Raw genomic sequence first — 22,108 nt, forward strand, 5'->3', positions numbered from 1 at the left:
GAATTCTTTGTGGATGACGGTTACACAGGCACGAATTTCGACCGCCCCGATTTTCTGAGAATGATCGGATATATCGAAGCAGGAAAAATTGGTGCTGTAATTGTAAAAGACTTGTCCCGTCTTGGGCGTGAATATCTACAGACAGGTTATTACACCGAAATATATTTTCCGCAGAAGGATATTCGCTTTATTGCCGTAAATGACAATGTGGATTCAGATACGGGAGATAACGATTTTGCTCCCTTCAAAAATATCGTCAATGAGTGGTATGCCAAGGACATCAGCAAGAAGGTAAAGTCAGCATTCAGGACAATGGCGGCTAACGGCGGATATACTCTCGGACCCGCTCCTTATGGTTACAGCAGAGTTGAACTGAAATCCAATAAGCTGATACCGAATGAATGTGCCGATAACGTCAGGATGATGTTCCGGCTTGCACTTGAAGGCAAAAGCTGTCATATGATAGCGACACATCTCAAAAAAATGCAGGTGCTTACGCCCCGTTCCTATAATCATTCCGATGAGATAGGAAGCGAATCATTTACGAAATATCCTTATGACTGGGATACAGGCAGCGTTTATCATATACTGACAAATCCCGTTTACACAGGAAAAATTGTATGCCTGAGATATGGTGTCAAGTCATTCAAGGATAAGCGTATCATTAAGCATGATTCCGAGGATTGGGTCATCACAGAAAATGCACATGAGGCTCTTGTTAGCGAAGAGGATTTTCAGACTGTTCAGCAGCGTGTATCCGTTAAGCGTGATTCCATAACTTCAAATGCCGATAATATTTTCAGAGGTCTTGTTTATTGTCCCGACTGCGGGAAAAGGCATGGTTTTGCATCTACGAAAAAGAGAAGAACATCTATCGGAACATACAGATGTCAGACAGCTATCCGTCATGGTTTGTCAGCCTGCTCGGGTCATAACATTCAGTTTGAGCAGCTTTACACAATTGTACTTGATGATATAAAGCGTCATGCTTCGTTGGCAGCGGAAAATACTGATGAGTACATAAAATGTCTGACAGATACTTACAACAATTTAAGGAACGGTGAGTCTGCCTCCTTACGAAATGAGCTTTCAAAGTCCAAAAAGCGTATATCCGAACTTGAGATACTTATACAGAAATTGTATGAGGACAAGGTGTTCGGAGTTGTTTCCGAAGAAACATACAAATCCCTTTCGGCAAATATGGAAAAGGAACTGTCAACGCTTCGTGAAAAGGTCAAAAGTATTTCCGTTGCTATGGAGAATCAGGAGATCAATCACAGAAATGCTGTTGATTTTGCCGATCTTGTTAAGAGCTATGTGGATATTCGGGAGCTTACTTTTGATCTCCTTCATACGCTGATTGAAAAGATATATGTATATGAGAAGGAGCTTGTTGACGGTGAGAAAAGGGTAAAGATCGAGATATTCTACAGATTTATCGGAAATGCCTCTGTTTCCGGGGACAAGGCTACAGCTTGATATGTTGAAAAATAGGTATTAGTTCTGTCGCACAATAGAACTAATACCTATGACTTTTCAACGCTTGCGGGTATCTTCCTTTTATCCGCCGCCCATCGGATAGCTGCCCTGAGGACTTATTGTAAATCTATTGCTTTCAATAGGTTTACTGCTTTCTATTCCGATGTTGGCGGCGGTAATTGTTATGCTTTAAGTGAAAATGGGACGGCATAAGCTTCAGCCCCGACAGATCCGCTGAACAGCATTTCCGATAAATCTGCTTTTGCAGGAATTATCATATTTGCAATTTCATAAGCCAGCCGATTATGAAAATCTGATTTTCTGAAAAATTTGCTTTTTATATTTTCAGATTTATCATAGCTGCGGATTTTGATTTTCGGGAATTTACTCTTTAGTAATTTTTTCAAAAGTGAGATTTCAGAAAATGTGCTTAGAACATTTTTGGCGAATAAGTCAAGTCGGCAGAACGTCAATTTTGAAAATAATGAAGTCGGCTGAAATGCGATTTATCAATTATCCGAAAATCAGCCGGCTTCACGAATCCGATTTTTGCAGATAGCTGTTAATGTGATTTTTCCAATCCGACGATTTTGTTATCAAGCTCCTGCAGTCAGCGGCATTCCTGTATGTGCCGTAAAGCCTGTGAAAAGTGAAATGTTGCAAGTATAGGCTGCGTTGTACAGAGCGGTGCAGATATATTTGTCGGGACACTGAATTTTACCTTCAAGTTTTGAGATGTTGTCGATAACGTAAAGAATATGCTCATCGGTCAGCTTCATAAACGTGCTTTTTGCAGTTTCGGCAGGAACAGCCTTTCCGCTGATTATTACCTGACGATCTCCGCAAATAACGTCAACCATAATATTTCTTATTTCGGTAATCATATCAGCTATGGAAGAATTGTTCTCGGTGATAATGTCATAGCTGATATTTTCATTGACGACAGCTGCCGCATCATCTCTATCGCATCCGCTGACAGATCGATATGATTGATATTCAGTATTACTAATATCAGTCTTGATTATATTATTCTTGATTGCTTCGGAATTATCGGGTTCAAGAGTACGGTTTTCCTCTGCACAAGAAACAGGATTATCCGTGTTCTGTAATTCGGATATGTCGTTATCCTGAATACGGCATTCTTCGTTCCTTGAATTTTTGCTGTCGGAGTCATCGGGATCCTCGTCAATAATGAAGTTTTTCACATAAATGATAGAGGGTTTGCCTAAGCCCCTTCTCTTACGGGTGATAAGTCCTATTCCGTTGACATCGTCCAGCTCCTTAAAGAGCTTGGAAGCCTTTTCACTGCAGCAGTTGAGCGTTGCGGAGGCTTCCTCAACGGTATAGATGATATACACCCTTTTATCATCGTCAAACCACTCGTTCTGACGGGACAGGCTCATTCTGTCAAGCAGCAGGGCATAGAGTATCTTCGCATCATTGGACAGCTTTGCAAAGGCAGGGTAGGTGAACAGTACCCAAGGTACTCTCACAAAGTTAAATGTTTCGGTCTGATTTCCATAGTAATATTCAAACATTTTTCTTCCTCCTATTCATTGGAGGAGAGCTTTTCTCATAAGTATTTTTGGGGCTTATTCCGGGGCTTACGAATAATTTTGATTCGTCCGGGTTATTAAAGATAGGCTGGGAAATGACGTATTACAGCCAAAATTTAAGAACGGAAACATATTGCAAGCGGACCGTAAAGTTCTCAAAGAGATAATTGCTGCCCTTACAAATGGCGTGGTTACGTCATTTGGGGCGAGCTTATCATCACTTTGGTCAACTTTTGGACAACTAATAAAGACCATATTAACCGCTATGTTCTCGCATAGCGGTTATTTTTCTATGCTGTAACTTTCATTCAGCTATTGCCTGTCAGCGTCTGCTCAATGGAAGCGGCAATATTGCGTTTCATTCCTTCGAGTACATCGGCATAGATGTTGGCTGTAACATTGATGTCGCAGTGCCCCAGGTGATCGCTTATCGCCTTATCATAATAATGCAAATTAGTCAAGTATGATTTACTAAAACACACTTGACTAATTTGCGCAATTTGACGAATAAAATTGTAAAAAACGGTCGTTTACGATTGAAGTGATTCGAATTTATAAATATGTCAAAAGTGTTCATCGAGGTCGATTTCATTTTCCTCACGGGCTTCTTCTTCGTACATCTCACGTAAGCACTTAAAAATATATTCTTTGAGTACGGCAGCAGGATTGCTGCCTTTTTTTTCACAGTATCTTTTAAATTCCAGCGCATCTTCAATTCGCAGCCGAGCGGAAACGGATCGCATATTCTCGCTGTCCCATTTTCTGTTGCCGTTTTTGTGTGATTCGGTTATCATAGTTTCATCTCCCTTTTTTAGTATATCATATTTGATACACTGTTTACATTATAGATAATGCACGAAAATATATTCAAAAAATTGTTTGATATTTTCTTGACATACACTGTTGACAGTGATATAATATTATTACACTAAATAAAAAATTCCCGGATATGAGCAATAAAACTTTTCTGACGGTGTGAAGGAAACGAAAGGATGTGAACAAAATGAACGGTGAAATTATAGTTGAAATAAAAAGACCTGTGCATTTGAAGTCTCCAAAAAGCTATTCGGAGGAATATGCTGTTATGCAGTTCTCAAGAGAAGAAATTATCATGCTGAAATTGGCAATTAGGCGGCATATTGACTGCTCCGAAGAGGAGTACAGTCATATGACACGGCTCATAAATGCGTCAAGTGCGGGTTTTGAGGTCAAGGCAGACAAGCAGTTTGCCGAAGAATATTTCGGAGTAAAATATCAGGGGAACTTTGCAAGAATAATGCTAAACAGAAATCAGTTCAATGCCCTGTGTATTGCGGTGCTAAGCAGTTCAAGGGAGCTCAGATACATAGAAGCGGCATATACTGACAGATTTACACATTTGCAGGATAAGCTTTGTAAGGTGATGGACGGTTTCAGAAAAAAGGAATACAGCTTTGTTTCAGCGGCTGATTTCTGGGTGTTATATAAAAATTGAGGAGGAGCATTATGGGCTACAAGGAAAATATGAAAAGATTTGAGCAGACCGAGATAATGGCTGCAAATATTGGCAGATATGCATATTATCGGCATAGGGCGCTTGCTTTCAGCTTTCCCGATATTTTTGACAGAATGTATGAAACGGGAAAGCTCAGAGAACACCTTGAGGATATTCAGCTTGTGATGGATTCATATATGTCTGATTACACGAAGACTGTTTTAAACTCTCGTGATTATAAGCAGATGTCATTGTCAGAGGGCTATGATAGGGCATATAAGGAGATAGCGGAGCCGCTTCTGGAAGCGGAGGAGGACAAAATGGGAAACAGGTGGGTGTGTGTAAAGGATCCGTACAATGACGAGCTTTTTATGGAATGGCTCACAGCGGCTAAAATATTCGGGATCCCGACAAATAAAAAAGCGACCTGACTGTCCGTGAGATCGGGCAGTCGGGTCGGTATGGCTATTATTTATTCGCTTCGTTTTTATCGCAAAGTGCGTCTATAAGACCGAGAACACGTCCCTTATCCATGTCGCTGAGGGTGCGGAGCTTATGAATGACCTCGGTCTCATAATCGGAAAGCCGGCTTTTGGAAAGACCCTTTTTATCGTTGGTAAGACCTGCGATATAGTCAAGGCTCACGTTATAAAAAACGGAAAGCTGAGCGGCAAAGTCAAGGGGGACGGTGTGTTTGCCCTGCTCATAATTTGTATATGTGGTCTTGTGCATCTGCAGTTTATTTACAAGCTGTTCCTGGGTCAGGTCTTCATCTTCACGCAGGTCACGAATTCTGCTGTATAATTTCAAGTATATCACTCCGAATTTTGTATTTACTAACAAAATTATACCACAAGTGTTGTTTTATTATTGACAAAATACAATGAATTATGTTATAATGCAGATGGAATACAACGTATGTTGTAGAAAAAGGGGCTATATGAAAATCAAAACTCCCCGTGAAAGGAAAGGTCAGAATAATGAAAGCAAGGGATTATGGAATTATACTCGGCGCAGCCGTATCAATTGGTATGATATTCACAGGCTGCGGCAAAACAACTATCAATGCAAACGATTATCTTACCATAAGCGCAGAGGGGTTTGACTCAGCGGGCACAGCAAGCTACAGACTCGATACCGAAAAGCTCATAAATGACAATCTTAAGGCATTCGGACTTGAGGACGGCTCGGATATGGATTATCTTGAAGTGCTTGGAAGAATGGAGCTTGGACTTAACGGAAAGCTTGACAAAACAAGCGAGCTTTCAAACGGTGATGAGATAACCTTTAAATGGAGCGGCTCGGGACTTGATGAAATTGAGGAAAAGTACAAGGTAAAGCTGGAGCTTTCCGACAAATCCTTTACTGTGGAAGGCCTTGAGGAGGCTCAGCAGTTCGATCCGTTTAATTTTGTTAATGTGACATTCAGCGGCATTGCTCCCGAGGGAAAGGCTGTGATAGAATGCAGCAGTGATATCCCTGTAAAGCTTGATTTCAGAGCAGACAAGTCAAGCGGTCTGAACAACGGCGACACTGTAAAAATAACCGCAAATGCATATTACGGCAATGATCTCAAGGCATATTGCTTTGAAAACGGATATATCCCCGTCAGCGAGGAAAAGGAATTTACTGTTGAGGGACTTGCGGGATATGTTCAGACACTTGATGAAATTCCCGAGGACGCATACAAGAAAATGGACTACCACGCACAGGATCTGCTGAAAGCCTACATTGCAAAAACGGAAGACGAGGGATATCTTTCGGAAATAGAGCTTCTGGGAAATTATATGCTCACTCCAAAGGATCCGTCAATATATGTAAGCAAGAAAAACTACATATACTATATTTACAAGGTAAGCTTCAATGACGGGCTGTACTATTACCATTATACCTATTATACAGATGTTATGCTTCTTGAAGACGGCACCTGTTCTTTTGATTTAAGCACAGCCACAGCGCCCAAGGGCAGCGTATTCTTCGGAGTATCCTCGGGAGAGGTATATTGGGCAACCGACAAGATACACTTTGCGGGATATGGTGATCTTGACTCACTGTTTAACAAGCAGGTCACATCTAAGATAGGTGAATATAACTACGAATCAACTGTAAAATAATTGGAAAATGTCCGGGATCGGTCTGATCCCGGACATTTCAGTCTGTCGAATAACCCGTTTTACGGGTGGCTTTGATTTGAGAAAAATATGAAGGAAATGGAGCAGGCGCAGCAGTGCTCTATTGTTATTCCCACTTGAAAAATTTCACTGAAATTCCCGTGCAGACCGCCGTTGTCAGAAGCATTGCCAAAATGGCGGCAGCGGTGTTTTCCGAGGGTATGCCGAGAAAGGTTGATTTCATCAGCCCGATGCCCTGTGTGAGAGGGAAAAGTCCCACAAGCTTCTGCATTATCCCGGGCATAATCTCAAAGGGAACCGTTGTCCCCGAGAACAGCAGCGCAGGGAAGTAAAGTATGCTTGCGATTACGCCTGCCTGTTTTGAGTTTTTGGCAAGTCCTCCCACCATCATACCGATGCTGAGGGTGGATATTGCCGTAAGCGCCCAGCTTCCGAGGAATTTTATAAGAGAGCCGCCAAAGCCTGCTCCCGATATGTATGCCGCTATGGCAAGGATAATAAGCGAAATGGCACAGTAAAGCATATAAATTGCAAGCTCCGCTCCGAGTAAAAGTCCCGGGCTTGCGGGAGTTGCCTTGAAGCGCTTGAGTATCTTTTTCTCTCTGTAGTCCGCTACCACAAGGGGCAGCCCCATAAGTCCTCCCGCGCATATGGATACGGCGCAGACCGCTCCGAAGGACTGCTCCAAAAAGGTGTAGTCCGCACCCTCAAACGCAGGCTTTGAACGGTATATGAGCCCCAGCACCACAAACACTGCAAGGGGCATTATCAATGCGAATATCACCATATTCATATCACGGATATTCAGCTTCAGCTCGTTTTTCATCAGCGTAAAAAAGCGTTTCATTCAGCGTTATCCTCCGACAAAATAAGATATGCGTCCTCGAATTTCTCACAGCCGCATTTTTCCTTTGCTTCGCTCACCGTTCCCATAAAAACGGGTGAGCCTTTTTTTAATATGCAAATCTCGTCGCAGAGAGCCTCAACCTCGTCCATAAAATGAGACGTGAGAACTATGGTAAGCCCCTCCTTTTTCAGCTCCGAGAGTATCTTCCACACATCACGCCTTGCTCTTGCGTCAAGCCCTGTGGTAAGCTCGTCAAGGAATACAAGCTTCGGCTTCGGTATAAGGGCGAGGACGATAAAAAGCCTCTGCCTTTCTCCTCCCGACAGGCTTTTTACCTGTGCGGAAAGCTTATCACCGATACCGAATTTTTCGCACAGCTCCCTCCAGTCTCCGGGGGAGCTGTACAGACAGGCAGTTTCCTCGCACAGCTCGTTTACACGTATCTCGTTCTGATACTCGCTTTCCTGAAACTGCACTCCCACCTCCTCAAAGAGACGGCGGCGCTGTTTTTTCGGGTCAAGCCCCAGAAGGACCGATGTTCCGCTGTCGGTTTTCTTAATGCCAAGCATACACTCGATGGCGGTGGTCTTTCCTGCGCCGTTTGCGCCTAAAAGCCCGAAAACCGTTCCGCTTTTTACCGTAAGGGACAGACCCTTTAATACAGTCTTTTCACCGTAGGCTTTGGTCAGTCCCTTTATCTCAACGGCGGCGGACATTACGCTTTTCCTCCGCGAATTACTGCCTTCAGCTCGATATATCCTCTTTCGCCACGAGGTTCAAGCTGTATTCTCGGCTGGGTGTTATCCCACTCGTAACCGATGACCGAGGGGTCATACCTGTCCATGGACTGCTGTACGGCGATTATGGCTTCGCAGTAATCCTCCTCCTCAAACGGCTCACCCTGGAACATCAGATAATCGCACCGGGGCAGCGTTATCACGTCAAAGCCCTCGGGAATTTCTCCGTCATAGTCTGTGGGCACTTCAACGCCCTGGACATATACCGATGTGCCGTTTTTGCGGTAATTCTCTGTGAGCCACAGGCAGACAGGCTCGCCGCAGAGGGAGTCCATGCTCATGAGCAGTCCCCATACATCACAGCCCACCTCCTCGCAGTAGGCGAAATATTCCTCCGCCTTAATGCCTCTTTTGATAATGACCTTTCGCTCGGGCTTGTGGATAACCTGAATAAAAACGTTTTTTACATTTTCCATAGCAATATGCTCCTTTCTCAGTTCGCGGAATTTCACTCCGTAGGGTACGAATAATGCAATGGGAACGGGTCGTCTGGCGTATTCCCCGGGGTTGCAGCCAAATTCCCGAAGAAAGGCTCGCTGATATCCGTCAACACTGCCGAAGCCCAGCTCAAAGGCAATGTCCGCTATCCGACATTCGCCGCTTCTGAGCTTCATTGCCGAGCGGGAAAGCCTGAGCCTGCGGATATAGTCCGAGGGGGTAAGCCCTGTCTGCTCCTTGAATATCCGATAGGAATACCAGGGGGAGAACATTGAGGTGCGGGCAAGCTCAGCCATTGTTATTTTCTCGTCAAGATGACGGGAAATGTAGTCCTGCATACGCTGTACGGCAAGTGTTGTATCGTTCATTTTCAGATTTCCTTTCCGGGGAACGCTTCGTCGCCCATTGATAACATTATATCCGATACAAGGAAAATTTTCTCGACTTTTTTTGCTGAAAAATGGAAAGCATACTTGACATTTGCGAAAATGTGTGTTATACTAATGGAAAGTAAGCTTTACATAAACCATAAATGGAGGGACTATGAAAAACAGGCTTGAAGAAATTCGCAAAGAACGAGGGATAAAGCAGGAGGAGCTGGCGCAGGCAATGGGCGTTTCAAGGCAGACCATCGGCTCTCTTGAAAACGGCAGATATAACCCGTCCATAACCCTTGCAATAAAGCTTGCAAGGTATTTCCAAATGACCGTTGAGGACATTTTTATTTACGAGGAGGAACAGCAGTGAAATTTTATCTGAAGATAAGGGATTTTTTTGATATCGGCAAGGGCAGCAGATTTTTCGGCAGGAAAAAAGCTTCGGGTGGGATGCAGGTATTCGGCGGCGTTATGTACGGGCTGTTGATGATCATGTGTGTTGCATTGAACGACACTTCCATAAAAGTCAAAATAGCTTTGATCGTCCTGTTTTTGCTTGCCGCAGGGGATATGATACTCAGGGGGGTACATACCCTTAAAATGACAAAGGAAAACCCCGGTTATGTTGACGATATCCCCGATATCGACAGGGACGAGCGCGGCAGGGAAATGCTCCGCTTTGCAGCATATACTTCTTTGCTGGTGTCCTATTTTGTGGGACTTATTGCAGGCTTGGTGCTTGTGTTTCTTGATCTGGATCAGGCGGGTATAGCGGTTATGGTATTTGTCTGCATACAGCAGATGATATTTGATATCTTCCGTATCTGCGAGGAAAAGCTGAACTGATAAAAGGCTGTCTGCGGCGAATTTTTTCCGCAGGCAGCCTTTAAACTTACTTTTTCACATTCATCGCTCTCATAGCGTTGAGAATTGCTATGACCGAAACGCCTACGTCCGCAAACACCGCAGCCCACATATTTGCAATGCCAAGTGCTCCTAAAATAAGAGTGAGCAGCTTTATGCCCAGTGCAAAGACGATATTCTGTCTTACGATAGAGGCGGTCTTGCCTGCTATTTTTATGGCGAGGGGGATCTTGCGGGGGTCGTCGTCCATAAGCACCACGTCGGCGGCTTCGATGGCGGCGTCCGAGCCCATTGCGCCCATGGCTATGCCGATATCCGCCCTTGTGAGAACGGGGGCGTCGTTAATGCCGTCGCCCACGAAGATAAGTGACTTTTTCGGAGGCTTCTCCGCAAGCAGCTTTTCAACGCAGTCCACCTTGTCGGCGGGGAGCAGCTCGGCGTGATACTCGTCTATTCCAAGCGCCTTTGCGCATTGCTCTCCCACTCTGCGGTCATCGCCCGTAAGCATTACGGTTTTCTGCACGCCCATATTCCGGAGACCTTCCATTGCTTCCTGCGCGCCCTCCTTGAGTGCGTCGGAGATGATTATGTGACCCATATATTCGCTGTTTACCGCAACGTGAACGGCAGTTCCCGCATGGTGGCAGTCATGGGCTTCGGAAATATTTTCCGCTTTCATCAGCTTCATATTTCCCGCAAGGACAGTATTTCCGTCGATCACCGCCTTAACGCCGTGACCTGCTATTTCCTGTACATTTTCTATTCTTGAGGGGTCGCACTCCTTTCCCCATGCACGCTTTAATGAAAGGGAAATGGGGTGGTCGGAATACATTTCTGCAAGAGCGGCGGTCTCGAGAAGTGCTTCTTTGTCCATTTTGTCCGAGTGAACAGCAGTTACCTCAAAGCAGCCTTTTGTGAGCGTTCCCGTCTTGTCAAAAACAACAACGCCTGCGCCTGCAAGCGCCTCAAGATAATTGCCGCCCTTGATGAGTATGCCCGCTTTTGACGCGCCGCCTATTCCGCTGAAAAAGGTGAGGGGAATGGATATGACAAGGGCGCAGGGACAGGAAATTACAAGAAATGTCATTGCCCTGTAGACCCATTTGCCGAACTCGTCTCCCGTAAGCAGGGGAGGGATAAACGCCAGCAGCAGCGCGCCTATGACCACCGCAGGGGTGTAGATACGGGCAAACTTTGAAATGAAATTTTCGCTTTTTGATTTCTTCTCCTGGGAATTTTCCACAAGCTCCAGAATTTTTGAAACGGTGGACTGCCCGAATTCCTTTGTGACCCTGATCTTGAGGATACCCGTAAGATTTACGCAGCCGCTTATTATCTCGCCGCCCTCGCATACATCACGGGGAATTGACTCGCCCGTGAGAGCCGAGGTGTCAACGGCTGACGTTCCCGAAACTACAACGCCGTCAAGGGGCACCTTTTCGCCCGCTTTAACGGTTATGACCGAGCCTATCTCCACTTCCTCGGGGTCTACCTGAATAAGCTTGCCGTTTTCGTCCTCGATATTTGCATAGTCGGGACGGATATCCATAAGCTCGGAAATGGACTTCCTTGACTTGCTCACGGCGCAGGACTGGAAAAGCTCGCCCACCTGATAGAAGAGCATTACCGCCGTTCCCTCCGCATATTCGCCCGTGGCAAATGCGCCTATGGTAGCTACGGTCATAAGAAAGCTTTCGTCGAAAAACTGTAAATGAATGATCCCGAGAAAGGCTTTCCTCAGAATGTCATAGCCGATGATCAGATAGGGGATAAGGAACAATGCAAGCTTCCATATGCCTATGTCGGCTTTGGCTGCGCCGAAAAATATCATCTCTGCCGCCAGGATAACAAAGCTTATGATTATCCTCGTCAGCATTTTTTTCTGTTTCCTGCTCATAACGACCTCTTACATTATTATCCTGCAGTCGGGTTCGATCTTCTTGCACTCCGCCGCAGCTTTTTTCATGATCTCGTCAAAGCGCGCGTCATCGGCGGTAATGGTGAGCTTCTGAGAAATAAAGCTTATCGCTGCGGACTCCACTCCGTCAATTTTGTTTATTGCATTTTCCATCTTCTTGGCGCAGTTTGCGCAGTCAAGATCTTCAAGCTTGAATACCTTTTTCATAATAACATTTCTCCTTGATTTATATCATATTTGCATCGTTACCGAGCCGTCTGTCTGCCGCCCGAAAAAATTACAGAACGAGCGGCTGCAGGCTCAGCCTGACGAGCGGCTGCAGGCTCAGCCTGACGAGTGGCTGCAGGCACAGCCTGTTACTCTTCAACGTGCTCCATACCCATTTCGATAATGCTCCTTACGTGGTCGTCGGAAAGGGAATAGAAAACTATCTTGCCCTCCTTGCGGAAACGCACGAGCTTGTTGTTTTTGAGCACTCTCAGCTGGTGTGACACTGCGGTCTGACTGAGCCCTAAAAGCTGCGCCATATCGTTTACGCATAGCTCCGACTCGAAAAGGGCATAAAGTATGCGTATCCTGGTGGTGTCGCCGAAAACCTTGAAAAGCTCCGCCAGATCATAGAGTATCTCATCGGGGGGAAGCCGGTATCTCACCTTTTCCACCACGTCCTCATGAACGCATAAAAATTCGTCCTTGTTTTCCATTATAAGCCCTCCCTACTTCTTTATTACCGCAAAGCCTGCGGGAATATGTCCCAGAAGAAGCCTGGTGCTGTATTCATAGCAGCCGTTTTTCTCGGCGTTTTCGGCAATGAAATTCAGATAATCCTCGGTGTTCATAGCTTTGCCGCTGTATCCTAAAAGCCTGTAGACTGAAATGCAGAGCTTTGAGAAAAGCCCCGACTCCTTTGTGACATAGGTGGGGAGAATTATTTTTCCACCCTTTTTCGTAACTCTCACAAGCTCGGAAAAGGCTTTGCCCGGGTCATCGAGAAGGTGCATTACATTTCCTGCGATGACAACATCGAAGCTGTTGTCGGGGTCCTTCAGAGCGGTGATGTTCCGCTTTGCAAAGGCGATGTTGTGAATGCCCAGTCTGCGGGATTTTTTCATTGCCTGAATGAGCATTTTCTTCGAAATGTCGGTGCAGAGCACCTTTTTCGCATTTTTTGCCGCCGCCATGGACAGCATACCCGTTCCTGCGGCGCAGTCGAGGACCATTGCGCCCTTCGGTATCTCGTTTTCCAGCGCTTTGCACATCTGCTCGTTGACGGAGCGGTTGAATAGATTTTCGTTAAGGTCATAGATACCTGCGAAGGTGTCCCAGAATGAACTCATTTTTATCATCTCCAAAAGTTTATTGATTATCATATGTTCATCTGTTCATATGATAACATATTTTGAGATAGCAGTCAATGGTTATTCCCGATTTGCATAATGATATATATAAAAATATATATCAGAACATAAAAAAGGCAGATATGCTTTGGAGGGTCATATCTGCCGAATTGGTTATTTGATTATCTTATACTGAAGCTTCATTATGATTATCCGCTTAACATGGGTGTTGAGGATATCATCTGTTATGACCCCGTCATTATATGCCTGAAGCAGGTCGGCATAGGCTGTCTCGGGGTCGGACACGCAGAGCATATCGTTATCCGCAAGTATCGCCTGCACGTATATGGACTGCTCGGAGGAATATTCCTGCAATGCGTCCATACCCAGGTCGTCGGTGATGGCTACTCCGTCAAATCCAAGCTTTTCTCTGAGGGCTTCGTGGATAACGGGGGAGAGGGAGGCGGGTATATCGGGGTCTATCATATCATATATGGTGTGACCCACCATTACCGCAGGGGTCTTGCTTTCATCGGCGTTTATGCCTGCTTCAAAGGGGACAAAATCACGGTTGTAGAACTCGTAAAGCTCTCGGCTGTCATGTGCGGAGCCCTTGTGGGTGTCGGTGTTTTCGCCGTATCCCGGGAAATGCTTGATACAGGAGGCAAGGTCATTCTCGGCGGATGTCTTTACAATGGCGGCAACGCCCTCGGCTGTGCCTTCTGCGCCCTGTCCCATTGTTCGGGGATAAATGTAGCTTGACCGGTCGGCGGAGATGTCCGCAACGGGGGCAAGGTTAAGGTTTATGCCCATTGATGTGAGCAGCTTTGCCTTTTCCTCGGCGTCAAGCTCAAGAAGCTCCTTTCCACCTCGGCTGAAAAGCAGCTGGGGAGAGGAAAAGGGCTCGTCGCGGTACTGAGTGTATGCGCTGACCCTGACCACCGTTCCGCCCTCCTCGTCAACGGCGATAAAGGGGGCTGTCTTTGCGGCTTCGGCGATCTCCGCGGTAAGGGCTGTTATGCTCTCAGGGTCGCTGTTTTTGAAATCGCTGCCGTAAAGGGTAAAGCCGCCGTACTGATACTCAGCCATTTTTTCTGCGGGAGACGAGGACATTCTTGCAAGGATAAGCTGTCCCGTTTTTTCCTCCGTGGTCATCTGTGAGATAAGCTCGTCTGCTCTTTTGCTAAGCTCTTCTCTGCGCTTCTTTGCTGCCTTTGCGGCTTTTTCTTCCTCGCTCTCATACTCGGTCTCGGTCTTTGCGGCTTCTTCGTTCAGGGCTTCGATATCGGCAATGGTGCCGTTGACGGCGGGAGCGTTCTTGCCGATGTTTGCGTCATTCTCGATAAAGCCGTTTACCGACTCGGCAACGGAGCTGCACCCCGCAAAGAGGAGCATTGCCGCTGCGGCTGATATTATTTTTCTTATCTTCAAAGCTATCATATCCTTTATGAATAATACGTCGGAAATTTTTATTTTTTGCTAATTTACAGTATATCACAGTAAATTGCCGATGTCAACCGAGACATGGAAATTAAATTTCCGCAGCAGCTCTGTCACAAAGGAAAATGGTATCAGAGAGTGTCCACAAATCTGTCAAAGGCTGCCATACCCTCGGGGGTGCGCTTGTAAACGCCTGCGTGCTCGAGGACACGGGCAAAGACCTTGCCTATCTCGTCCTTGACCACATCTGAGACATTATCGGGGGTTATATTTCTTCGGGAAGCAAATTCAATTGCCCAGTCGGCGTGCTTTTCAAGAACGGGGTCGTCTCTCAGGCTCTCTGCGCCCTTTTCGATAAGGGCTTTCTCAAGCTGCTCCATTTCGGTTTTAAGGCGGGCGGGGAGAACGGCGAGTCCCATTACCTCGATAAGACCGATGTTTTCCTTCTTGATGTGATGAAGCTCGGCGTGGGGGTGATATACGCCTAAGGGGTGCTCCTCGGTGGTGATGTTGTTTCTCAGGACCAGGTCAAGCTCGTACATATCGCCGTTTTTGCGTGCAATGGGGGTGATGGTGCTGTGAGGCTCTCCGTCTGTTTCGGCAAATATGAAGGCTGCTTCGTCGGTGTAGCCGCGCCAGCTTGTGAGAATATGGTCGGCAAGCTCGGAAAGCCTTGCGGTGTCCTTGCCGCTGAGCCTTATTACGGACATAGGCCATTTTACTCTGCCTGCCTTAATGTCCTCATAGCCCTTTATCACATACTCCTTTTCAACGGGTGCCTTTGCCATTGCAAAGGTGTAGTTGCCGCCCTGGAAATGCTCGTGGCTGAGAATTGAGCCGCCTACGATGGGGAGGTCGGCGTTGGAGCCGATGAAATAATGGGGGAACTGTCTTACGAAATCAAACAGCTTTTCAAAGGCTTTTTTGTCAATGACCATGGGGGTGTGTTTCTGATTGAAAAGGATACAATGCTCGTTGTAGTAGACATAGGGGGAATACTGGAAGCCCCATTCCTCGCCGCATATTTCCAGGGGGATAATGCGGTGGTTTTGTCTTGCGGGGTGATTTACTCTGCCTGCGTAGCCCACATTTTCGGGGCAGAGGAGGCATTTGGGATAGCCGCTCTGCTTGGCGTTCTTTGCGGCGGCGATGGCTTTGGGGTCCTTTTCGGGCTTGGAGAGATTGATGGTGATGTCAAGCTCGCCGTATTCGGTGTCGGCTTTCCACTTGATATCCTTTGCGATACGGCAGCGGCGGATATAATCGGTGTCCTGGCTGAATTTATAGAAATTGTCGGTGGCGGTCACGGGAGAGCTTTCGTAATCCTGTCTGAATTTTCCGATGACCTGGGAGGGGCGGGGGGTAAGGCAAGCCATAAGCTTTGTATCGAAAAGGTCTCTGTAGACAATGCTGTCCTCTATGATGCCCTTTTCGCAGGCAAAGTCAAGAAGCGCCTTCAGAATATTTTCAAGGCTTTCGGCGGGGATCGTCTCGGGCTCCTCGTATTCGTCAAGGGAGAGGGCGGCGAGAATTGAGTTGATGGCGAAGGTTCTGTCCTCGGGAGCAATGAGTCCCGTTTCAAGTCCGTACCGGGCGAGGGCTGCTATGTAGTTATAAATCATTTTTAGACCGACCTTTCTGTTATATTATCTGATACTATTATACAGCATATGGGAGATCATTTCAATATAAAATCGGTTCAGATATATGTATCTATGTTGCATTTTTTGATTATGGTGATAATGACCGCTTTTTTGTTTCGGATTTGTGCAGGTATACAAAATTGTGTGGATATCAAACAAATGTGCCCGAGGATATTGACAAAATGATACAAATGTGCTATAATGGTGAATGAGAAAAGCCGCTTCCGAAAAAATCGGGAGCGGCTGAGATAAATATTATGTCTGTGTTATCATTCCTGTGTCTTATCCTCGGTCACAAGCTCCTTGACGGAGGTCGCAAGACCTGCAAGGCTCTGTATCTCGGAGGGAATGATTATCTTGGTCGCCTTGCCGTCGGCTGCCTTTGCAAATGCTTCAAGGCTCTTGATGGCAATAACGTTCTGTGAGGGATTTGCTTCGTTGAGCTGTCTGATGGTGTCGGCGAGAGCCTGCTGAACGTTTCTGATGGACTCGGCTTCACCCTCTGCCTCGAGTATCTTCTGCTGTCTTACGGCGTCTGCGCGGAGTATCATTGCCTGCTTCTGAGCCTCTGCCTGGAGGATAGCTGCCTGCTTGTCAGCCTCGGCGCGGAGTATCTTGGACTCCTTTTCACCCTCTGCAACAAGCACCTGAGACTTCTTTTCACCCTCTGCCTGGAGGATCTTCTCACGTCTTTCACGCTCTGCCTTCATCTGCTTTTCCATTGCGTCCTGGATCTCTCTGGGAGGGAGGATGTTTTTAAGCTCCACTCTGTTTACCTTGATGCCCCAGCGGTCTGTTGCCTGGTCAAGGATAGCGGTTATCTTGGTGTTGATAACGTCTCTGGAGGTAAGTGTTGCGTCAAGCTCCATCTCACCGATGATGTTACGGAGAGTGGTGGCGGAAAGATTCTCGATAGCGGAGAGGGGTCTCTCTACGCCGTAGGTGTAAAGCTTTGCATCGGTAACTGTGAAGAATACTACAGTATCTATCTGCATAGTTACGTTATCCTTGGTGATAACGGGCTGGGGCTTGAAGTCCACTACCTGCTCCTTGATGGAGACCTTTTTTACCACCTTGTCAAACAGGGGGATAACGTAATGGGGACCTGTGTGGAGCGCTCCCTTGAAGGTTCCCAGACGCTCAACAACGTATACCTGAGCCTGGGGTACGATCTTGATCCCCGAAATGAAGATGATCGCAAGAACGATGATAAGAATGATGATCGCGGTAGTCATAATGATTTTCTCCTTTTTGATTTGGTTATGTTATAATGTTTTCTGTACCGACTGTACAGGCTGAACCGTAAGATATGCCGCACCCTTGGCTATGACCGTTACGGAAACTCCCGCTTCGATAACAGACCCGTCGGCGGATACCGCACCCCAGTCAACGCCTTCGAGACGGACTCTGCCTGTGCCTGACATACCGTCTATCTTCTCGATGACAACAGCTGTTTTGCCAAGGTCAAGCTCACCGTTGGTGGGGATATACTTTTTCGGCATGAACTTCTTGAGCAGCGGTCTTGTAGCTGCAAGCAGAATGACCGAAACTCCGAGGAAAACTCCGATCTGAACTCCCGTTCCTGCTCCGAGAATTGCTGCTACAAGCGCAGCCAGCGCTCCCACAGCAAACCAGATGGACAGCAGCGCAAATGAAGCAGCCTCCACGAGGACGGCGGCGATCATTACAATGATCCACAGAATGTACATCATATACTGTCACTCCTTTCGGCAGCACATTGTCTGCCTTTCAAATATTATCATATCATAACAGGCGGAAAAAATCAATATAAAGGACAAAGATTTTTTTAAAATTCAGATGAAAATTTGATTAAAATCGGAAGATCTGAGATTATTTTTACGATATATGGGGAAAACTGTTGAAAACCTCAGAAAAATATGGTATAATAAAACGATATAATATGGCAGGATACGTACTTTTACGCTTCTGCCCGAAAGGGAGATAGATATGGCATTAAGTTTCGGGGCAAGTATTCGGTTACAGATAGCTGCGCTGTGCTTTATTATCATCGTTATCATCGACTTTATCAAATCAAAGCGCATCAAGCTTCTTACTACCAGAATTTTCAGCACTATGCTGGGTATGTCCGCAATTTATATGCTTGTGGACATTTCCACCATTATCACCATTACAAATTTTACAGACTCGGTCATAAATGTGGTGGTCCATAAGATATTCTTTATTATGACGCTGACTATTGTGTTCCTGATGTCGGCTTATGTCGAATTTACGGGGAATGCAAGGAACAAGAGCATCAACACTGCACTTTCTGTTATCTGGGTGCTGCCTTATGTTCTCTGCTTCATCGGCATACTTGCGGGTGACCTGTACTATTTATGCGACGAGAAGGGCGTTTATTCTTACGGTCCCTCGGTCCGGGTACTGTTTGTGGGTCTGGGCATTTACATTATCATTACCTTTATCGAGACATTCAGATACAAGGCGGCTTTGTCGGAAAAGAAACGGTTTGCGCTGAGAATGCAGCTTATCATCTGGCTCATAGTAGGGCTCATACAGTTTACAAATCCCTATATGCTGCTTTCGAGCCTTGCTATATCCCTGAGCATAACCGCTCTTTATTTCTCATTTGAAAATCCCAACGAAAACCTTGACGAGAACACGGGTGCGTTTAATTTCCGCGCCTTTTCCCAGGTGTTTTTTGAAAACACCAACTGCATCGGCAGAAAGCCTGTAAGGGTGGCTGCTCTTGTTATCGACGATGAGAACATCGTTATCGGCAGCATCGGCTACTACCGCTTCGAGAGCCTTATGGCTATGGTGGCGGAGGATATGAGATATATGTTTATGAAGCCCGTTTACCGCATCAAGAGCAATGTGTTTGCGGTGATAGTTCCCGAGAGCGAGCCTGATTTCTCGGACAAGCTGGTGAAGATAGAAAGAAAGCTTTCATATCCCTACAGGCTGGAGGACGCTTCCATCCGGCTCAAGGCTCATACTGTGACCATGAACTGTCCCGAGATAACAAGCGAGCCTGCGGATATCGCCGAGCTTGTTGCCTGCGGCTCCGAGTACGGCGGCACGGGCTTTGTGAGAGAGGTAAACAGCGACATCGTTGCCAAGAAAAAACGCAGCGAGATACTTAGCCGCATGATGATAGACGCTATTGAGAACGACGGCTTTGAGGTGGTCTATCAGCCTATCTACTCCACGGAAAAGAAGGCGTTCGTCTCCTCCGAGGCGCTGGTAAGACTCAAGGACAAGGAGACCATCGGCTTCGTTTCTCCCGAGGAATTTATACCTCTGGCGGAGAAAAACGGCTACATTATAAAAATCGGCGAGATAGTTTTCGAAAAGGTGTGCAGAACTATCAGGACTATCCGCGATATGGGGCTTAAGGTGGATTACATCGAGGTGAACCTTTCCGCTTTGCAGAGCATTGACGAGGCTGTCCCCGGCGGATTTTCCGAGATCATGAAAAAGTACGGCATTTCGCCTCAGTCCATAAATCTTGAAATAACCGAGACTACCGCTGTGGAGTCCGCTTCAATGCTTGAGAAGAATATGAAGCGTTTCAGGGCTATGGGCTGCAGCTTCTCTATGGACGATTTCGGAACGGGCTATTCCAATCTTTCCAAGATGTCGGAAGTGAACTATGACCTTGTGAAGTTCGACAAGAGCCTTATCTGGCCAAGCTTCGGGGAGAACAAGCAGGAAAAGTCCGAGATAATCCTTACCAATGTCGTCAATATGGTAAGCTCACTGGGCGCCCATATCGTTGCGGAGGGCGTTGAGACCGAGGAGATGGCGCAGGGACTTGCGGATATGGGCGTGCATTATTTACAGGGATATTATTACTCCCGTCCCATTTCCGAGGAAGCGTATATTGAATTTATCAGAGAAAAGCAGGCAGGTTAATGGATATAAGAGAACATCTGGGAGAACACATTCTCATTGCGGACGGCTCCTTCGGCACGTATTACGCTGAGAAATACCGCACAGAGGAAAGCCCCGAGCTTGCAAATATCCTTCACCCCGAGCGGGTAAGGGCTATTCACAGTGAATACATTGCCGCGGGGGCGGAGCTTATCCGCACAAACACCTTTGCTTCAAATACTTTGTCGCTCGGTATGCCCATAGAAGAGGTGGCGGAGAATATTTCCGCCGCTGCGGACATTGCTCTTGAATGTGCGGGGGAATGTGGGTTTGCGGCAGGGGACATCGGGGAGATGAGAGGTGTTTCCTCCGATACTGCCGCTGCGGAATATGTGAGGGCGGCGGAGATATTCATCAAAAAGGGTATCGGCATAATAAATTTCGAGTCCTTTTCGGACACGGCTTCGCTGCTGCCTGCCATGGAGATGATACGGAGCAGATACGGCGATGATGTGTTTATCATGGCTTCCTTCTGCGTTGACAGATACGGCAGCAGTCCCTCGGGGAGAAGTGCAGGGCGGCTGATGGCGGAAGCGGCGGGGCTTGCGGACTGCGTAGGGCTTAACTGCGGCGTGGGTCCTGTACATATGAGAGGGGTGCTGAAAACCGTTTCTCTCCCCCGGAATGTTTTTATCTCGGCGCTGCCTAATTCGGGATATCCCGTAATGTCGCGAAATCAGCTGTCCTTCGGGAATGTGGCTGAGTATTTCGGGGACAAGATGGGGGAGCTTCTTGAAACAGGAGTGAATATTGTGGGCGGCTGCTGCGGCACCGACCCCTCGTACATCGCAAAGACTGCGGAAAGGCTGGGGGGAGCACGTCCTGCAAAAAGGAGCGTTGTTTCGGATAATAACGGCGTTAAAAAGACGGTGCGCTCGGGATTTATTTACGGCGCTGACGGGAATATACGCAGGGATAAGCTTATTGCTGTGGAGCTTGTTCCCCCCCTTGACGGCGATGACGAGAAGCTTATGGAGTCGGCGCATTTCCTTAAAAATGCGGGAGCGGACGTGGTCACCTTTCCCGACTCTCCTTCGGGGCGCACAAGGGCGGACTCTGTTCTTATGGCGGCAAAGGTCAGACGGGAGACGGGCATGGAGGTTATGCCACATATCTGCTGTCGGGACAAGAATGCTCTTGCTATCCGCTCGGCGCTTATGGGCGCTCACATAAACGATATCGGCAATGCGCTCATGATAACGGGGGACCCTGTGCCCGCTTCGGCAAGGCAGTCGGTGAAATCCGTTTTCAATTTTGACTCGGTGGGACTGCTGAGGATCGCTTCGGAGCTTAATCTTGATATGTTCGCAAAGCGTCCTGTATGCTGCGGCGGCGCTGTTAATCAGAACCGCAGGAATATTGACAATGAGATACTGAGAGTGAAAAAGAAAATGGCGGCGGGAGCGGAATTTTTTATGTCCCAGCCTGTTTTCACCCCGGAGGACGCAGATAGGCTCAGGCATATCAAGGATGAAACGGGAGCATTTATCCTCTGCGGCATTATGCCCCTGGTGAGCCGAAGGAACGCTTTGTTTATGAAAAATGAGATATCGGGAGTGAATGTGACCGATGAGATCATCGGGAGATATCCCGAAAACGGCTCCAAGGAGGAGGGCGAGACTGTGGGGATCGCTCTTGCAAAAGAGGTCATGGGTATGGTGAAGGACTTTGCGGACGGATATTATTTCACATTCCCTTTTAACCGCGTTCATATGCTGCCTGCTGTTCTTGAGGGATAATGTGACGTGATGAGGGCTTTTTAAAGAAGGTTTGCTCAATAATTTTTAAATATCGGGCGGATTTTTGGTAATAAGGGAAAAATTTGCCTTGAAGCTTTATTTTTAAGTTGTGATTAAAGAAAAATATGATATAATTATATAAATCAGATATG

22 protein-coding genes are annotated in these 22,108 nt (G+C 46.8%); 8 read left to right on the forward strand and 14 right to left on the reverse strand.

Annotated features, from left to right (window positions below; genetic code table 11):
- The coding region (locus ACI4J0_RS08695) for a recombinase family protein (RefSeq protein ID WP_439765423.1) at nucleotides 1–1,479 on the forward strand (1,479 nt) is incomplete at its 5' end.
- Nucleotides 1,480–2,075: 596 nt separating this feature from the next.
- Here ACI4J0_RS08695 and ACI4J0_RS08700 read toward each other — a convergent pair.
- Nucleotides 2,076–3,017 carry a replication initiator protein A gene (locus ACI4J0_RS08700; protein ID WP_439765424.1) on the reverse strand — a complete coding sequence of 314 codons (942 nt, stop codon included), beginning with the start codon at nucleotides 3,015–3,017 and terminating at the stop codon, nucleotides 2,076–2,078.
- Nucleotides 3,018–3,598: 581 nt separating this feature from the next.
- Nucleotides 3,599–3,829, reverse strand: a complete 231-nt coding sequence (locus ACI4J0_RS08705; protein ID WP_439765425.1) for a hypothetical protein — start codon at nucleotides 3,827–3,829, stop codon at nucleotides 3,599–3,601.
- Nucleotides 3,830–4,038: 209 nt separating this feature from the next.
- Here ACI4J0_RS08705 and ACI4J0_RS08710 point away from each other — a divergent pair, with 209 nt between their 5' ends.
- A complete protein-coding gene (locus ACI4J0_RS08710) occupies nucleotides 4,039–4,509 on the forward strand; it encodes a hypothetical protein (RefSeq protein ID WP_439765426.1) in 471 nt (156 codons plus the stop codon).
- Between the two features lie 11 nt (nucleotides 4,510–4,520).
- Complete coding sequence (locus ACI4J0_RS08715; RefSeq protein ID WP_439765427.1) at nucleotides 4,521–4,940, forward strand: hypothetical protein; 420 nt, start codon at nucleotides 4,521–4,523, stop codon at nucleotides 4,938–4,940.
- Between the two features lie 37 nt (nucleotides 4,941–4,977).
- On the opposite strand, the gene ACI4J0_RS08720 is transcribed toward ACI4J0_RS08715, so the two are convergent.
- Nucleotides 4,978–5,319, reverse strand: a complete 342-nt coding sequence (locus ACI4J0_RS08720) for a helix-turn-helix transcriptional regulator (RefSeq protein ID WP_439765428.1) — start codon at nucleotides 5,317–5,319, stop codon at nucleotides 4,978–4,980.
- Between the two features lie 170 nt (nucleotides 5,320–5,489).
- On the opposite strand from ACI4J0_RS08720, the gene ACI4J0_RS08725 reads away from it, so the two are divergent.
- The gene (locus ACI4J0_RS08725; protein ID WP_439765429.1) at nucleotides 5,490–6,623 is read left to right on the forward strand and encodes a hypothetical protein; all 1,134 of its coding nucleotides are present in this window, start codon (nucleotides 5,490–5,492) and stop codon (nucleotides 6,621–6,623) included.
- 124 nt (nucleotides 6,624–6,747) lie between these two features.
- On the opposite strand, the gene ACI4J0_RS08730 is transcribed toward ACI4J0_RS08725, so the two are convergent.
- The 3 genes from ACI4J0_RS08730 to ACI4J0_RS08740 are packed head-to-tail and all read right to left on the reverse strand — an operon-like array spanning nucleotide 6,748 to nucleotide 9,091.
- A complete protein-coding gene (locus tag ACI4J0_RS08730; RefSeq protein WP_439765430.1) occupies nucleotides 6,748–7,488 on the reverse strand; it encodes an ABC transporter permease in 741 nt (246 codons plus the stop codon).
- Nucleotides 7,485–8,204: an ABC transporter ATP-binding protein gene (locus ACI4J0_RS08735; protein ID WP_439765431.1), complete on the reverse strand. Its 720-nt coding sequence runs from the start codon at nucleotides 8,202–8,204 to the stop codon at nucleotides 7,485–7,487. The genes ACI4J0_RS08730 and ACI4J0_RS08735 overlap by 4 nt, the downstream gene beginning before the upstream one ends.
- The gene (locus ACI4J0_RS08740; protein ID WP_439765432.1) at nucleotides 8,204–9,091 is read right to left on the reverse strand and encodes a helix-turn-helix domain-containing protein; all 888 of its coding nucleotides are present in this window, start codon (nucleotides 9,089–9,091) and stop codon (nucleotides 8,204–8,206) included. The genes ACI4J0_RS08735 and ACI4J0_RS08740 overlap by 1 nt, the downstream gene beginning before the upstream one ends.
- Nucleotides 9,092–9,266: 175 nt before the next feature.
- On the opposite strand from ACI4J0_RS08740, the gene ACI4J0_RS08745 reads away from it, so the two are divergent.
- Together ACI4J0_RS08745 and ACI4J0_RS08750 are read left to right on the forward strand one after the other, a co-directional pair.
- Nucleotides 9,267–9,470 carry a helix-turn-helix transcriptional regulator gene (locus ACI4J0_RS08745; RefSeq protein ID WP_439765433.1) on the forward strand — a complete coding sequence of 68 codons (204 nt, stop codon included), beginning with the start codon at nucleotides 9,267–9,269 and terminating at the stop codon, nucleotides 9,468–9,470.
- Nucleotides 9,467–9,946, forward strand: a complete 480-nt coding sequence (locus ACI4J0_RS08750) for a hypothetical protein (RefSeq protein WP_439765434.1) — start codon at nucleotides 9,467–9,469, stop codon at nucleotides 9,944–9,946. Before ACI4J0_RS08745 ends, ACI4J0_RS08750 begins: the two co-directional genes overlap by 4 nt.
- A 46-nt stretch (nucleotides 9,947–9,992) precedes the next feature.
- On the opposite strand, the gene ACI4J0_RS08755 is transcribed toward ACI4J0_RS08750, so the two are convergent.
- From ACI4J0_RS08755 to ACI4J0_RS08790, 8 genes are all read right to left on the reverse strand, one after another.
- The gene (locus ACI4J0_RS08755; protein ID WP_439765435.1) at nucleotides 9,993–11,861 is read right to left on the reverse strand and encodes a heavy metal translocating P-type ATPase; all 1,869 of its coding nucleotides are present in this window, start codon (nucleotides 11,859–11,861) and stop codon (nucleotides 9,993–9,995) included.
- A 9-nt stretch (nucleotides 11,862–11,870) separates the two neighbouring features.
- Nucleotides 11,871–12,089, reverse strand: a complete 219-nt coding sequence (locus ACI4J0_RS08760) for a heavy-metal-associated domain-containing protein (protein ID WP_439765436.1) — start codon at nucleotides 12,087–12,089, stop codon at nucleotides 11,871–11,873.
- Nucleotides 12,090–12,238: 149 nt separating this feature from the next.
- Nucleotides 12,239–12,586: an ArsR/SmtB family transcription factor gene (locus ACI4J0_RS08765; RefSeq protein WP_439765437.1), complete on the reverse strand. Its 348-nt coding sequence runs from the start codon at nucleotides 12,584–12,586 to the stop codon at nucleotides 12,239–12,241.
- Between the two features lie 12 nt (nucleotides 12,587–12,598).
- Nucleotides 12,599–13,219, reverse strand: coding sequence for a class I SAM-dependent methyltransferase (locus tag ACI4J0_RS08770; RefSeq protein ID WP_439765438.1), 621 nt, complete (start codon nucleotides 13,217–13,219; stop codon nucleotides 12,599–12,601).
- A 174-nt stretch (nucleotides 13,220–13,393) separates the two neighbouring features.
- The gene (locus ACI4J0_RS08775) at nucleotides 13,394–14,650 is read right to left on the reverse strand and encodes a glycoside hydrolase family 3 N-terminal domain-containing protein (protein ID WP_439765439.1); all 1,257 of its coding nucleotides are present in this window, start codon (nucleotides 14,648–14,650) and stop codon (nucleotides 13,394–13,396) included.
- A 140-nt stretch (nucleotides 14,651–14,790) separates the two neighbouring features.
- Entirely contained in the window at nucleotides 14,791–16,281 is a 1,491-nt protein-coding gene (galT, locus tag ACI4J0_RS08780; RefSeq protein ID WP_439765440.1) for a UDP-glucose--hexose-1-phosphate uridylyltransferase, read from the reverse strand.
- A 290-nt stretch (nucleotides 16,282–16,571) separates the two neighbouring features.
- Nucleotides 16,572–17,537, reverse strand: a complete 966-nt coding sequence (locus ACI4J0_RS08785) for an SPFH domain-containing protein (RefSeq protein ID WP_439765441.1) — start codon at nucleotides 17,535–17,537, stop codon at nucleotides 16,572–16,574.
- A gap of 30 nt (nucleotides 17,538–17,567) precedes the next feature.
- On the reverse strand, nucleotides 17,568–18,014 hold the full coding sequence (locus ACI4J0_RS08790; protein WP_439765442.1) for an NfeD family protein: 447 nt from the start codon (nucleotides 18,012–18,014) through the stop codon (nucleotides 17,568–17,570).
- A gap of 256 nt (nucleotides 18,015–18,270) precedes the next feature.
- Between ACI4J0_RS08790 and ACI4J0_RS08795 the strand changes: the two genes are divergently transcribed.
- Nucleotides 18,271–20,199 carry an EAL domain-containing protein gene (locus ACI4J0_RS08795; RefSeq protein WP_439765443.1) on the forward strand — a complete coding sequence of 643 codons (1,929 nt, stop codon included), beginning with the start codon at nucleotides 18,271–18,273 and terminating at the stop codon, nucleotides 20,197–20,199.
- Complete coding sequence (locus tag ACI4J0_RS08800; protein ID WP_439765444.1) at nucleotides 20,199–21,956, forward strand: bifunctional homocysteine S-methyltransferase/methylenetetrahydrofolate reductase; 1,758 nt, start codon at nucleotides 20,199–20,201, stop codon at nucleotides 21,954–21,956. The genes ACI4J0_RS08795 and ACI4J0_RS08800 overlap by 1 nt, the downstream gene beginning before the upstream one ends.
- Nucleotides 21,957–22,108: the final 152 nt, after the last annotated feature.

It is taken from the genome of Huintestinicola sp. (genome assembly GCF_051882455.1).
Lineage (GTDB): Bacteria > Bacillota > Clostridia > Oscillospirales > Ruminococcaceae > Huintestinicola.

Excerpts from the sequence above, each read along its gene's own strand:
- ACI4J0_RS08700 (WP_439765424.1), bottom strand. The coding sequence starts at position 3,017 with ATGTTTGAATATTACTATGGAAATCAGACCGAAACATTTAACTTTGTG.
- ACI4J0_RS08705 (WP_439765425.1), bottom strand. The coding sequence starts at position 3,829 with ATGATAACCGAATCACACAAAAACGGCAACAGAAAATGGGACAGCGAG.
- ACI4J0_RS08710 (WP_439765426.1), top strand. The coding sequence starts at position 4,039 with ATGAACGGTGAAATTATAGTTGAAATAAAAAGACCTGTGCATTTGAAG.
- ACI4J0_RS08715 (WP_439765427.1), top strand. The coding sequence starts at position 4,521 with ATGGGCTACAAGGAAAATATGAAAAGATTTGAGCAGACCGAGATAATG.
- ACI4J0_RS08725 (WP_439765429.1), top strand. The coding sequence starts at position 5,490 with ATGAAAGCAAGGGATTATGGAATTATACTCGGCGCAGCCGTATCAATT.
- ACI4J0_RS08730 (WP_439765430.1), bottom strand. The coding sequence starts at position 7,488 with ATGAAACGCTTTTTTACGCTGATGAAAAACGAGCTGAAGCTGAATATC.
- ACI4J0_RS08735 (WP_439765431.1), bottom strand. The coding sequence starts at position 8,204 with ATGTCCGCCGCCGTTGAGATAAAGGGACTGACCAAAGCCTACGGTGAA.
- ACI4J0_RS08740 (WP_439765432.1), bottom strand. The coding sequence starts at position 9,091 with ATGAACGATACAACACTTGCCGTACAGCGTATGCAGGACTACATTTCC.
- ACI4J0_RS08745 (WP_439765433.1), top strand. The coding sequence starts at position 9,267 with ATGAAAAACAGGCTTGAAGAAATTCGCAAAGAACGAGGGATAAAGCAG.
- ACI4J0_RS08755 (WP_439765435.1), bottom strand. The coding sequence starts at position 11,861 with ATGAGCAGGAAACAGAAAAAAATGCTGACGAGGATAATCATAAGCTTT.
- ACI4J0_RS08760 (WP_439765436.1), bottom strand. The coding sequence starts at position 12,089 with ATGAAAAAGGTATTCAAGCTTGAAGATCTTGACTGCGCAAACTGCGCC.
- ACI4J0_RS08765 (WP_439765437.1), bottom strand. The coding sequence starts at position 12,586 with ATGGAAAACAAGGACGAATTTTTATGCGTTCATGAGGACGTGGTGGAA.
- ACI4J0_RS08770 (WP_439765438.1), bottom strand. The coding sequence starts at position 13,219 with ATGAGTTCATTCTGGGACACCTTCGCAGGTATCTATGACCTTAACGAA.
- galT (WP_439765440.1), bottom strand. The coding sequence starts at position 16,281 with ATGATTTATAACTACATAGCAGCCCTCGCCCGGTACGGACTTGAAACG.
- ACI4J0_RS08785 (WP_439765441.1), bottom strand. The coding sequence starts at position 17,537 with ATGACTACCGCGATCATCATTCTTATCATCGTTCTTGCGATCATCTTC.
- ACI4J0_RS08790 (WP_439765442.1), bottom strand. The coding sequence starts at position 18,014 with ATGATGTACATTCTGTGGATCATTGTAATGATCGCCGCCGTCCTCGTG.
- ACI4J0_RS08795 (WP_439765443.1), top strand. The coding sequence starts at position 18,271 with ATGGCATTAAGTTTCGGGGCAAGTATTCGGTTACAGATAGCTGCGCTG.
- ACI4J0_RS08800 (WP_439765444.1), top strand. The coding sequence starts at position 20,199 with ATGGATATAAGAGAACATCTGGGAGAACACATTCTCATTGCGGACGGC.